The organism is Paenibacillus sp. 102 (genome assembly GCF_039549175.1).
Taxonomy (GTDB): domain Bacteria; phylum Bacillota; class Bacilli; order Bacillales; family Bacillaceae_G; genus Bacillus_A.
The window spans coordinates 1-13,423 of the sequence record NZ_JBCGHT010000009.1; the positions used below are offsets into that span (position 1 = coordinate 1).

The 13,423-nt window shown below is 36.7% G+C and carries 12 protein-coding genes; 8 read left to right on the forward strand and 4 right to left on the reverse strand.

Going from position 1 to position 13,423, the window contains the following annotated elements; all coding sequences use genetic code 11:
- Nucleotides 1-148 precede the first annotated feature (148 nt).
- Together cydB and cydA are read right to left on the reverse strand one after the other, a co-directional pair.
- Nucleotides 149-1,177, reverse strand: coding sequence for a cytochrome d ubiquinol oxidase subunit II (gene cydB / locus AAIE21_RS18345; RefSeq protein WP_343268094.1), 1,029 nt, complete (start codon nt 1,175-1,177; stop codon nt 149-151).
- A complete protein-coding gene (gene cydA, locus AAIE21_RS18350; protein ID WP_343268095.1) occupies nt 1,167-2,513 on the reverse strand; it encodes a cytochrome ubiquinol oxidase subunit I in 1,347 nt (448 codons plus the stop codon). The genes cydB and cydA overlap by 11 nt, the downstream gene beginning before the upstream one ends.
- A 223-nt stretch (nt 2,514-2,736) precedes the next feature.
- Here cydA and AAIE21_RS18355 point away from each other — a divergent pair, with 223 nt between their 5' ends.
- Nucleotides 2,737-3,300, forward strand: coding sequence for a beta-class carbonic anhydrase (locus AAIE21_RS18355; protein WP_343268096.1), 564 nt, complete (start codon nt 2,737-2,739; stop codon nt 3,298-3,300).
- Here AAIE21_RS18355 and yidD read toward each other — a convergent pair.
- On the reverse strand, nt 3,297-3,533 hold the full coding sequence (gene yidD / locus AAIE21_RS18360) for a membrane protein insertion efficiency factor YidD (RefSeq protein ID WP_343268097.1): 237 nt from the start codon (nt 3,531-3,533) through the stop codon (nt 3,297-3,299). The two genes, AAIE21_RS18355 and yidD, sit on opposite strands and share 4 nt — an antisense overlap.
- Nucleotides 3,534-3,856: 323 nt before the next feature.
- On the opposite strand from yidD, the gene luxS reads away from it, so the two are divergent.
- Complete coding sequence (luxS, locus tag AAIE21_RS18365) at nt 3,857-4,330, forward strand: S-ribosylhomocysteine lyase LuxS (protein ID WP_016116785.1); 474 nt, start codon at nt 3,857-3,859, stop codon at nt 4,328-4,330.
- Nucleotides 4,331-4,416: 86 nt separating this feature from the next.
- Here the strand turns inward: luxS and AAIE21_RS18370 are convergent, their stop codons facing one another.
- A complete protein-coding gene (locus AAIE21_RS18370; RefSeq protein ID WP_343268098.1) occupies nt 4,417-4,974 on the reverse strand; it encodes a helix-turn-helix domain-containing protein in 558 nt (185 codons plus the stop codon).
- Between the two features lie 253 nt (nt 4,975-5,227).
- On the opposite strand from AAIE21_RS18370, the gene dapA reads away from it, so the two are divergent.
- The 6 genes from dapA (at nt 5,228) to AAIE21_RS18400 (ending at nt 13,416) form a co-directional block, all read left to right on the forward strand.
- The gene (gene dapA / locus AAIE21_RS18375) at nt 5,228-6,124 is read left to right on the forward strand and encodes a 4-hydroxy-tetrahydrodipicolinate synthase (protein ID WP_343268099.1); all 897 of its coding nucleotides are present in this window, start codon (nt 5,228-5,230) and stop codon (nt 6,122-6,124) included.
- Between the two features lie 18 nt (nt 6,125-6,142).
- Nucleotides 6,143-7,627, forward strand: coding sequence for an aldehyde dehydrogenase family protein (locus AAIE21_RS18380; protein WP_343268100.1), 1,485 nt, complete (start codon nt 6,143-6,145; stop codon nt 7,625-7,627).
- 84 nt (nt 7,628-7,711) lie between these two features.
- Entirely contained in the window at nt 7,712-9,016 is a 1,305-nt protein-coding gene (locus tag AAIE21_RS18385) for an MFS transporter (RefSeq protein WP_343268101.1), read from the forward strand.
- A gap of 500 nt (nt 9,017-9,516) precedes the next feature.
- On the forward strand, nt 9,517-10,698 hold the full coding sequence (locus tag AAIE21_RS18390; RefSeq protein ID WP_343268102.1) for a galactokinase: 1,182 nt from the start codon (nt 9,517-9,519) through the stop codon (nt 10,696-10,698).
- Between the two features lie 169 nt (nt 10,699-10,867).
- Nucleotides 10,868-12,373: a UDP-glucose--hexose-1-phosphate uridylyltransferase gene (galT, locus tag AAIE21_RS18395; RefSeq protein WP_343268103.1), complete on the forward strand. Its 1,506-nt coding sequence runs from the start codon at nt 10,868-10,870 to the stop codon at nt 12,371-12,373.
- Nucleotides 12,370-13,416 (forward strand): aldose epimerase family protein, encoded by a 1,047-nt coding sequence (locus AAIE21_RS18400; RefSeq protein ID WP_343268104.1) that lies wholly within the window; start codon nt 12,370-12,372, stop codon nt 13,414-13,416. The genes galT and AAIE21_RS18400 overlap by 4 nt, the downstream gene beginning before the upstream one ends.
- Nucleotides 13,417-13,423 lie beyond the last annotated feature (7 nt).

Sequence of the window (13,423 nt, forward strand, 5' to 3'; positions counted from 1 at the left end):
ATACATCTATCATTACAACTACAAACGATTCCAAAAAAGGCTTAACCATCGAGCTCCGATTGAATATCGAATCTCGATGGCCGCATAGTCTTTTTTTACAGCTGTCTACTTGACGGGGGTAAGACCATTTTGAGTGCCTTTTTTCATTCTAGTGATACCCCTTCGCAGAGTCTTTATGAATTTTTTCTTTAAAGATTGTGTAGCTCCATAATTGATATCCAATAACGATTGGTACCATTACCATTGCGACGAAGAACATAATTTTTAAGTTTAATTCACTGCCTGCTGCTTGATATAACGTTGTACTATATGCATCGTTAATACGTGATGGTAACATTCTTGGGAACATACCCGCAAAACCAGTTGTCATAAACATTGCGATTGTTAGGCAGACAAACGTGAATGCAAGGCCAATTTTATGTTTGTAAACCATAATAATTGCTAGGACACTCATTAACATTGCAAGAGCTGGAAGAATGAACAGTACGGGATACTCCGTAAAGTTTTGGAATAAGTTTGTACGGTTTGCAGTTGCTACATAGAAAATTGCTAAAATACTTGCTGCTGCTACTGAAAATGGTTTTGCAATTTTATAAGCACGAGCTGATACTTCACCGGACGTTTTAATCATAACCCAAAGTGCGCCGGATATGACGAAGATTGCAGTGAAGAAGAGCCCACCTAAAATACCGTAATGATTTAATAAGCTAAATAATGTTCCTTCATAGCCGTCTTTTCCAATTTGCAGCCCGTAATATAGGTTTGCAAATGTAACACCGAATAAGAACGCGATTAGGAAGCTACCAATTGCAAAAGCCCATTTACAAACGTTTTGCCAAATTGGTGAATCATCTTTATGCATAAATTCAAGCCCTGCTGCACGAGCAAAAAGAGCAAGTAATACTAAATATAACGGTGTATATAAGTAGCTAAACATATTTGCATAAGTAACTGGAAAGGCAGCGAATGTTGCACCGCCTGCTGTAATTAACCATACTTCGTTACCGCCCCAGAACGGCCCAATTGCTTCTTGCATTTGATTTCGTTCTTTTCGGTCTTTCGTAACGAATGGGAAGATCATTCCGTTACCGAGTGCGTAGCCATCAAGAATAAAGTAAACTGTCCAAATCACGCCCCATAAACCAAACCAAATGACTGCAAGCATATCATGAGACATGAGCGGCACCTCCCTTAGTAGGTTCTTCTAATGCTGCAGGTCCTTTTTTCGCGAACTTCAACATTAGATATACATCAGCAATTAATAGCAGTGTATAGAATAATACTAAACTTAGTAATGAGAACCAAATCTGCGGGACAGAAATTGGTGAGACAGCTTCAGCTGTACGCATCAATTTATATACTGTCCATGGTTGACGACCTACTTCAGCAACAACCCATCCAGCATTGATCGCCACATATGGCAGTAAGACAGACCACATTGTGATTTTTAAGTAACGCTTTGAATCTTCTAGTTTACCTTTACGATTTAAATAGAAACCGTACCAAGTAAGTGCCATGAAGAATATACCAAGTGCAACCATTAAGCGGAAGCTATAATAAACAAGGTTTACGTTTGGACGATCTTCTTTCGGAATATCTTTCAAACCGACAATTTCTCCATCAAATGAGTTTGTATAGAAGAAACTTCCTAGTTTTGGAATTGTAAGCAATTCAAAGTTCTTTTCATTTTTCACATCAGGAATTTGAATGATTGAAAAACCTTGACCTTTGCCGGTTTCCCAAACAGCTTCCATTGCAGCACCTTTTGCTGGTTGATATTTAGCAGCTGAAACGCCAGATTGATGACCCATAAATGGTGTCACAGTTGCAGCGAATAAACCTAAGATTAAACCGAATTTAAATGATTTTCTAAAGAACTCTACTTCGTTTTTACGTAATAAATGATACGCACTAATCGCCATTACGAAGAAAGCACCAACGATATAACAACTAATTACTGTATGGAAGAACATGTTCCATGCGTATGGATTGGTAACAAGTGCCCAGAAATCATTTAATTCAGCGCGGCCGTTACGCACCACGTAGCCAACAGGGTTTTGCATAAAGCCATTTGCTGTAATGATCCAAAGTGCGGAAATGTTTGTTCCGAGTGCAACCATCCACATACAAAAAGCACGGAACTTTGGTGAGATTTTATCTTTACCGAATAACCAAATTCCCATGAAGGTAGATTCTAAGAAGAAAGCAACAAGTGCTTCGATTGCGAGTGGTGATCCGAAGATATCCCCCATGTATTTTGAGTACTCTGACCAGTTTGTCCCAAATTGGAACTCCATCGTAATACCGGTTATAATCCCCATTACGAAGTTTATCGTAAATAGCTTACCCCAGAAATTCGCCATTTTTCGATAAGTGGGATTTAATGTACGTGCATATTGTGTTTCCATACACGCTACTAAAATAACAAGTCCGATTGTCAAAGGTACAAACAAAAAGTGATAAAAAATAGTAATTGCAAATTGAAAACGACTCAGTAACAGAACGTCGGACATAATAAAGTTTCACTCCTTTTTAACATTATCTACATCCAGTTTATAGTGAAAATATGGAAGGAGCATGTGGGAGTTGTTACAGAGCTGTGTGTATATTTCGAAAGAATTATGTCGATTGTCTGAAAAATTATATATTTGCAATAAAGTAATATCCTTTTGGGATTTTTTAGATTTTGGTACAATTAGTACGTAGTTTAAATAAGAGAAAAGAGGGTTCTTTACTATGAAGTCATTAGAAGAAATTTTGCAGTATAATGAAAAATTCGTTGAAGAGAAAAAATATGAAGAGTACGAGGCGGGAAAATTTCCAAATAAAAAGATGGTAATCATTTCTTGCATGGATACACGTCTTGTTGAATTATTGCCAAAAGCAATGAATATGCGTAACGGCGATGTCAAAATTATTAAAGTGGCGGGCGCTGTTATTTCACATCCATTTGGAAGTATTGTGCGCAGTGTATTAGTTGCTATATATGAACTTGGCGCAGATGAAATATGTGTTGTTGGTCACCATGATTGCGGTATGGCAAAAATACAGGCAAGCAGTACAATTGAAAAAATGAAAGAGCGCGGCGTTACAGAAGATAAATTAGACACACTTCAATATTCTGGAATCGATTTAGATAAATTCTTACAAGGATTCTCGAGTGTGGAAGAAAGTGTAGAACATAGCGTTTCCGTACTTCGTAACCATCCATTACTTCCGACAGAAGTACCTGTTCATGGTCTTGTTATTCATCCTGATACAGGAAAATTAGACTTAGTTGTGAATGGCTACGAAGCTTAAGAGTTTACTTTGTCATCCTTTTTATCTGGGACTGGATCAAATCCTCCTGGATGAAAAGGATGACATTTTAATATACGTATGAGTGTGAGCCAGAATCCTTTGAAAGCACCGTGCTTCTGAAATGCTTCTAATCCATAACTTGAGCATGATGGATAAAAGCGACATGTAGGTGGTGTCATCGGGGAAATGAATTTTTGATAAAAGCGTATGATTCCGATGGAAATCTGTTTCATAACGGTCTCCTTTTCAGCATATTCTTCTAGTATTATAGCACGGCGGCTATATATATAAATCCATTTTGATTTTTCGACATATGAGCTGTGGCTATGAAAGCAAAAATAATTATCTACTTGCTTTCTCTTTTTGTTTTCATATGGCATGGGGCGAAAAAAGGGACTGACCGCTTCTATGCATGGCCGGATGCTCTCTCCCATCTGAAAAGAAGGGTTTGATGTTCGTTTTTTAATTTGGATTTACATAATACTTTACTAATTCGAATTTCCGTTATATCATATTGGATATAACGGAATTAAATTGAAAGCGGGAGAGATGTTGTATGCCATCAGTAGAAAGCTTTGAATTAGACCATACGATTGTAAAGGCACCTTATGTAAGACATTGTGGTGTTCATAAAGTAGGTAGTGACGGTATTGTGAATAAATTCGATATTCGTTTTTGCCAACCAAATAAACAAGCGATGAAACCAGATGTCATTCATACGTTAGAACATTTATTAGCATTTAATTTACGTAAATATATTGATCGTTATCCGCATTTTGATATTATCGATATTTCACCAATGGGTTGCCAAACAGGATATTATCTTGTTGTAAGTGGTACGCCAACTGTTCGTGAAGTTATTGATTTATTAGAGCTTACATTAAAAGATGCGGTTCAAATTACAGAAATTCCAGCTGCAAATGAAACGCAGTGTGGTCAAGCGAAGCTTCATGATTTAGAAGGAGCAAAACGCTTAATGAATTTCTGGTTAAGCCAAGATAAAGATGAGCTTGAAAAAGTATTTGGTTAATAAATGAGAAAGCTGCCTGTGAATGGGCAGCTTTTTTAGTCTTGATGTATGGCATATATTGTCGAAGCATCGATAAAAAGAACAAGCTACTTTTTAAAGAACATCGGAGGTGAGCTCACAAACAAAAATTTAGCGGGCTTCTCTGTATGATTAAACCAATTATGTGGTGTAGCAGATTCCATATGAATGCTGTCACCAGGATGTAGATCATGCTCCTCGTTTTCTAATAGAATGGTGAGTACACCATCTAGTACAAATACGAATTCTTGCCCGTTGTGAGAATACGGATTGCCCTTTTTTTCACCAGGATGCAGCGTCACTAAAATTGGCTCGAAATGTGGATTTGATACATTCCCAGAAAGATTCGTGTAAATAAAATGAGAGTAATTTACATGTTCTTCATTTTGCTGCCCGCGGCGTATGATACTTGTATTTGTTTTTTGCTCAGCTGCGAAAAAATAGCTCGGGCTGACATGAAGTGCTTCTGATATTTTTTTCAATGATTCTAGTGTAATAGAAGATTTCGAACGCTCTACTTGAGAGATAAAACTAATAGATAGATCTGTTTTTTCAGAGACTTGTTTTAAGGTCATTCTTTTTTCTAAGCGAAGAGCTTTAATTTTGTTTCCGATATTTTCGTCCATATGATAATCCCTCGAATAATGTATTAGATAGAATTTTTCTTAAGAAAAAGTGTAAAGGAAAGTTTTGAGTTTTGCAAATTACCTTTAAAAAATTCAGAAAAATCAGAAATGTGTATTGTAAATTTATTTTCTCTGCATTATAATGACCGTAAGTGTATAGATGATATGAAATTCGTTTTTTTTACGAAATAAATTGAAGTGACACTTCAATTTATTTCGTCTTTAGTTAAATTCAGTGATGGGAGGAAGAAACATGTATCAAACATTTAAAGGGGCATATCCAGTTATTATTACACCGATGAACCAGAACGAAGAGATTGATTGGGAAGGTTTAAAGAAAAATATTGAGCATTTTATCAGTGAAGGAGTAGCTGGTTTAGTTGTGAATGGAAGTACAGGAGAGTTCGTTAGTTTAACAAAGGAAGAACGTTTCAAAGTTGTGGAAACAGCGGTGGAACAAATTAATGGACGTATTCCGCTTCTTGTTGGGACGGCGGCTGAAACGACAAAAGAAGCGATTGAATATACAAAACAAGCGGAAAGAGCGGGAGCAAGCGGTGCATTACTGATTAATTCATACTACGCTCATCCGAAAGAAGAAGAGATTTACGAACACTTTAAAGCAGTAGCGGAATCTGTTCAATTTTCAATTATGATTTATAATAATCCATTTACATCTGGCGTTGATATTAGCACAGAAACGATTCTCCGCGTCGGACGTGATGTAGAAAATATTACGCATGTAAAAGAATCGAGCGGTGATATTCGTAAAGTGCGTGATATTACAAGAAAAGGAAAAGGAGATATTGAAACATTCTGCGGTGCGGATGATTTAGTATTAGAATCCTTTTTAGTTGGGGCAACAGGCTGGATTTCAGTTGCAGGTAATGCGGTGCCAAAGCTTGTAACAGAACTATTTGATGCAGTACAAAATAAGGAACTAGAGAAAGCGTGGGAGTTATACGATAAAATTTTACCGCTCTGTAGCTTTATTGAAGAATCAGGGAAGTATGTTCAAATCATTAAGAGAGTGATGGATGTAAAAGGGCAAGCTGGTGGTCCATCTCGTAAACCTCGTTTATCTTTAACTGAGGACGAAGATCAAAAGCTACAAGGAATTTTAGAAAATCTATTAACATTACAAAAGTAAAGGGAGGGAGAGAGGAGCATGCTAACGACAAACCAAGATTTAAAGCCGAAAGTTCAAGCTTTTTTAGAAGGGAAAAAGGAATTATTCATCGATGGAAAATTTGTTCCAGCAGTGAGTGGGAAAACATTCGACGTTTGGAATCCAGCGACAGAGGAAGTGCTTGCTGTCGTAAGTGAAGCAGGAGAGGAAGATGTGAACCTTGCAGTGAGAGCTGCGCGCAAAGCGTTTGAAGAAGGAGCCTGGTCAAAAATCAGTGCAGCAGAAAGGGCTCACTTGATTTACAAGCTTGCAGATTTAATTGATGAGAATAAAGAAGAACTGGCGCAGCTTGAGGCACTAGACAATGGGAAACCGTATAAGCAAGCCCTCGAAGATGATATTGCAGGAACAGTTGATCACTTCCGTTATTATGCGGGATGGGCGACAAAGATTCTTGGGCAAACAATCCCGATTTCACCGGAATATTTGAACTATACACGCCATGAACCGATTGGCGTTGTCGGACAAATTATTCCGTGGAACTTTCCATTATTAATGGCTGCTTGGAAGTTAGGTGCAGCACTTGCAACAGGATGCACAATTGTTCTTAAGCCGGCAGAGCAAACGCCGCTTTCCCTTCTATATACAGCGCAGTTATTTAAAGAAGCTGGATTTCCAGATGGTGTAGTCAATTTTGTTCCTGGATTTGGTGAAGGTGCTGGTGAGGCAATTGTGAATCATCCAGATATCGATAAAGTTGCTTTTACAGGATCAACTGTGATTGGGAAAGGGATTATGCGTAAAGCAGCGGAAATGACAAAGCACGTCACATTAGAGCTTGGCGGGAAATCACCGAATATTATTTTAGAAGATGCTGACCTTTCTAAGGCAATTCCAGGAGCATTCAACGGCATTATGTATAACCATGGGCAAAACTGTAGCGCAGGTTCACGTGTATTTGTTCATCGTAAGCATTATGAAAAAGTTGTTCGTGAATTAGGAGAAATGGCGAATGAAGTGAAGTTAGGGAACGGATTAGACCCTGAAGTAGAAATGGGACCGCTCGTATCGAAGAAGCAACAAGAACGTGTACAGGCCTACATTAGGAGCGGAGTAGAAGAAGGTGCGAAGCTGGTAGCGGGCGGCGTGAGAGAATTTGAAAAAGGGTATTTTGTAGCGCCAACTGTATTTGCAGATGTAACCGATAATATGAAAATTGCGCAAGAAGAAATCTTTGGCCCTGTTGTTTCGATCTTACCTTTTGATGAGATAGAAGAAGTTATCGAACGAGCAAACAATACACCGTACGGTTTAGCAGCTGGTGTATGGACGGAAAATGTAAAGACAGCGCATCAAGTTGCGAATCAATTAAAAGCAGGTACAGTGTGGATTAATAGTTATAACTTAGAAAATGCTGCATCACCATTTGGAGGATATAAGCAATCTGGTATCGGCCGTGAAATGGGGGCGTATGCGCTTGATAATTATACGGAAGTGAAGAGTATTTGGGTGAGTTTGGAGTAATTTGAGAGAAGGATATGGATTCCATATCCTTTTTCTATACCAAAAATATATGTCCGTTTTTTGTTCAAAAAGGGAGGATGAATGATGGAGAGGGGAATAAATCCAAAACTAGATGTGCATCCAGCTGATACAACAAAAAAATTTAGATGGACTGTTGTTTTTTGGCTTTTGGCAGGTGGGATTATTAATTATTTAGACCGTACGAATTTATCAATTGCTACTCCTGAAATTATGAAAGATCTTGATTTTACAAAAACGCAGATTGGATTGTTAGGAACGGTTTTCGCTTGGGTATATGCAACGATGCAACTGCCAGCTGGTTGGCTTATTGATAAATATGGAGCGAAAAGAATTTATTTTATCGCTATTATGTTATGGAGCGTAGCTACTGCTTTAACAGGTGTTCTCAATAGTTTTTTTATGTTTATTATTGCGCGTATTCTGCTGGGGATTGGGGAGGCACCTTGCTGGCCGACGGGGGCAAAAGTTACTTCTGAATGGTTTCCTAAGAAGGAAAGAGGACTTGCGACGGGGATTTGGGATTCAGCTTCAAAATGGGGACCAGCTATCTCTCCGCCGATTCTTATTTTTTTTATGGTGACATTTGGTTGGCGCGGCCTCTTTTTTGTAACCGGATTAATTGGGATTATTTTCGGTATTATATTTCTTATGTTTTATCACGAACCGAAGAAAAGTCGTAAACTTTCAAAAGAAGAATTAGATTATATTCAATCTGACAGTATAGAAGAGTCAGAGGTAAATCAAAAGAGAAAAATTAAATGGGGGAAACTATTTACTTATCGCACGATGTGGGGGCTTATTTTAGGTTATTTTTGTACCATTTGGAGCTGGAATATCTTTCTCGTATTTTTACCATTGTACTTGGTCGAATCCTATCATATTTCTTTAACAGAACTAGGAATTTATGCGAGTATTCCTTATTTCGGAGGGGTATTTGGAAATATATTTGGTGGATATCTCACTAAAAAAATGGTGGATAAAGGAATGGCTTCACCTATAAATTCAAAACGTATGTTAATTAGCATTAGTGCAGTTTTAACAGCAATAGTCCTCATCATTTTGCCATTTGTACATGATATTGTATCTACAGTTGCACTCATGACATTAGCCATCTGCTTTATTTCTTCTATTACAGGTGGGGCTTGGGCGCTTGCTGGTGATGTAGCTCCGGCATCTTCCGTAGCCTCTGTTAGTTCGATTCAAAGTTTTGGTGGATATTTTGGCGGAGCATTTTCTCCCGTTATTGCTGGAATAATTGTTGATACAACAGGTTCTTACGCATTAGCATTTATCTCTGGTGGAATCATTGCTGGATGCGGGGCGCTTTGTTATTGGTTTATTGTGAAGAAACCGATTGAAGTAAAATGAGTAAAAAATTGTATGCACTAGAGAAGAATTAGAAAGCTTCCTGTAAAAAGGCAGCTTTTTATAGTTTAAAGAACATCTTAGAGGAGTTAATAAATAAAAATGTAGGGGGTTTTCTGTGCGATTAAACCAGTTATGAGAGCTTGAATCATCATATTTAACTTTTACTGTCAAATCAAATGAAGAAAATATACTTTGTTTTCACTTTAATCAACTAACAATAAGACAGTAAATAGGGAGAAGTAGAGAGTACGATTTTTAGCTAGATTTCATTGTATGGCCTCCTATTTATACTTTTTTAATCTAGTTTAAAATGCAAAGTAAAATCATGTGCTGTTTTTTACTAAAATACATAACTATATAATACTGTTTTTTACTAAAAATATTTTGACTTTTTTGAATTTTTTTAGTAAAAAGATAGTAGATCTTTATTTTTTAGCAGAATTAATTCGGAGTTAGGATGGAAAACCTTTTTAGTTCGTATTACATAAGGGGGATTTTAGGTGATATATAACCAGTTAATGGAGAGTTTTAAGAAAATATTTCACCAAGAGGAGTATCGTACTTTCTTTGCGCCTGGTCGGATTAATTTGATTGGAGAACATACTGATTACAACGGAGGGAATGTGTTTCCATGTGCCATTACTTTCGGCACTTATGCGTTAGCAAGTAAACGAGATGATGCGTTAATATGTGCCTATTCATTGAACTTCCCGGAAAAGGGTGTTATTTCATTTTCTTTACACGAATTAGATTATAAGCAAGAACATGATTGGGCGAATTATCCAAAAGGTATGATTCGTTATCTCATAGAAGCGGGATATAGCATTGATTCAGGAATTAACATTATGTTTTATGGAAATATTCCAAATGGTGCGGGATTGTCATCATCTGCCTCTATTGAGCTTGTAACAGGGGTAACGATGGAAGGATTATTTCAATTCGAATTAGATCGTATAGAATTAGCTGAAATTGGTAAAAAAGTGGAGAATTATTTTATCGGTGTAAATAGTGGCATTATGGATCAATTTGCTATTGGGATGGGAAAAGCAAGATATGGGATGTTGTTGAATTGTAAAACACTGGATTTTACGTATGCGCCACTCGAGCTCGATAACTACAATATCATTATTATGAATACGAACAAGCGTCGAGAGCTTACTGCTTCTAAATATAATGAGAGAAGAATGGAATGTGAACAGGCACTTGCAAATTTGCAAGAGGTAATTGATATAAGCTCCTTAGGAGAACTAACTGAAAAAATGTTTGAACAATACAAGCATGTAATTCAGGAAGATAGCGTAAGAAAACGGGCTAAACATGTTGTGTATGAAAACTGCCGAACATTGCAATCTGTAAAAGAGTTAAAAGAGAATAATATAAAAGAATTTGGAAGACTGATGAATGAATCCCATTGTTCTTTACGTGATGATTATGAAGTGACAGGACGAGAGCTAGATACATTGGTTGAATCAGCTTGGAAACAAGAGGGGGTTATAGGAGCACGTATGACAGGTGCAGGGTTTGGTGGTTGTGCGATTGCGATCGTTGGGAAAGAATATATGGATCAATTTATTTGTAACGTTGGACAAAAATATAGAGAAATTATCGGTTACGAAGCGACATTTTATGTTGCTGATATTGGAGATGGGGCACGAGAGTTACAGAAAGAGGCAATGCAATGAATGAAGGGCAGATTATATCGGTTTTCGTGCTAGTATAGCAATTCGTAGAGCAAACTTCAATGTAGTAGTTACAGATAATGTATAACTATTTTACTTCTCTTTATAGATGGTTAGGATATGTATGAAAATAATCCGAATGGATATAACGATTCAGCGGAGGGAAAGTATCATGAATGTTTATCAAGTCATTGAGCAACTTATAAAACGGGCATGTTCACTTCGGTTTATCGAAAGAGAAGATGGAATTTATGTAAGAAATCAAATTCTTCACCTTCTTCATTTAGAGCGTTTTGAAATGCAAAGAAGTAAAACGGAAGAAAAAGAAATAGCAGATCTACTAGAAGATTTAGTTCAGTATGCGAGTGAACAAGGAATTATCGATGGTTATTCTCATCATGGAGAAATATTGGCGAGTCAAATTATGAACTGCTTCATGTCAAAACCATCGACTATTAATCAATGTTTCTATCAATATTATGAGTGCCATCCGGAACATGCAACGGATTATTTTTATGAATTAAGTCGAATAAGCAACTATATTCAAACGAAGCGTGTTCAAAAAAATATTAGTTATAAAGCGAATACAGAGTATGGGGAATTGGACATTACGATTAATTTATCTAAACCGGAAAAAGATCCAAAGGAAATTGTAAACGAAAACGTAATACAAAATACGGATTATCCGAAATGTTTGCTTTGTATTGAAAATGAAGGATATGTGGGCAGAATTGGCTATCCGGCACGTTCTAACCATAGAATGATTCGAACAGAATTATTAGGAGAGCGATGGTACTTACAATATTCTCCTTATGTGTACTATAACGAACATTGCATTGTGATAGCAGAAACACATCGGAATATGGAAATAAGCCGCCAAACTTTCGGAAGATTACTTTCTTTTGTGAAACGGTTCCCTCATTATTTTATTGGCTCCAATGCTGATTTACCTATTGTAGGCGGATCTATTTTATCTCATGATCATTATCAAGGTGGTAAATATGAATTTGCGATGGCAAAAGCAGCAGATGATTATGCATTTAAATTGGATAGATTCCCAGGGGTTCAATGTTCAGTATTGAAATGGCCCATGTCTGTTATTCGCTTAAAAGGTAAGGATTCTAATTTATTAGTAAATGTGGCAGATTACATTTTGGGAAAATGGAAGCAATATAGCGATTCATCTGTTCATATTTACGCACATACAGACGGTATGCCGCATAATACGATTACGCCTATTGCACGCAAGCGAAATGAACAGTATGAATTAGATCTTGTATTACGCAATAATCGCACAAGTGAGAAGTATCCCTTTGGTATCTTTCATCCGCATCAGGATGTACAACATATTAAGAAGGAAAACATCGGTTTAATTGAAGTGATGGGATTAGCTGTACTTCCAGCAAGATTGAAATCAGAATTACAAGAGGTAGAACGATATATATTGTATAACGACAATTGTGTAGCGGAATATCACAAACGATGGGCAGAACAACTGAGAGAGCGATATAAAAAGGAAGTGAATGAAGAGAATATTCACCATATTGTTCAAAAAGAGTTAGCGGCTAAATTTTTAAGGGCATTAGAAGATGCTGGGATTTTCAAACGAAATGATGAAGGAATAGCTGCATTTAAACGTTTTATACAAAGTTTAGAGGAGCGGAAGATAGGGATATGAAAGTCTTTCAAAATGTATTTGGTAAAGTAAATGGAGAAGATGTGTACGCTTATACATTAAAAAATGACAAGGGTATAGAAGTTACGTGTTTAAATTACGGTTGTGTGATTACAAAAATCATTACTCCTGATAGGAAAGGAAATTATGAAAATATCGTTTTAGGTTTTGAAGAATTAGAAAACTATGAGAGATATTCTCCGTATTTTGGAGCAGTTGTAGGAAGAGTAGCTGGTAGAATCAAAGGTGCTCAATTTGAGTTGGATGGCAACACATATACGCTAGTAAAAAACGATCAAGACAATCATCTCCATGGTGGTTTAAATGGATTTAGTTATATCGTTTGGGATGCTAAAATAATAGAAAATGAGAAGGAAACTGGAATTGAATTTACTTATACTAGCCCTAACGGAGAAGAAGGATATCCAGGAACTGTACATGTAAAAGTGATCTATACATTGAATAACGCGAATGAATTTATGATTCGTTATGAAGCGCAGTCAGATAAAACGACCATATTAAACATAACGAATCATACGTATTTTAACTTAAGTGGCAATGTAAAACGGGATGTCTTACAGCACACTTTAAAAATGAATAGTGATCAATTTCTAGAATTAAATGAACAATTATTGCCAACGGGAAAATTATTGGATGTCATAAATACGCCTTTTGATTTCCGAACAGGAAGGCAAATAAAAGAGGGCGTATACGCTCGCTATTATCAAAATGAATTAGTAGGAAAAGGGTACGATCATCCTTTTCTTTTGAATAGCAACTACGATCAGGAAATTATACTATGGGATGAAGATAGTGGGCGTAAATTAGTAGTGGAAACGGATGAAGTTGGGGTAGTTTTGTATACAGGTAACCAGTTACCAGATGATTTTAAAATATATGGAGTACAATCTAGGAAGTATTTAGGTCTTTGTCTAGAAACACAAGGATTGCCTGATGCCATTCATCATCCGAATTTTCCTTCTTATATTTTAAATAAAAATCAAGTATTCTCCTCCTCAACGAAATATACGTTTTTGGTTGAATAATGGAGAA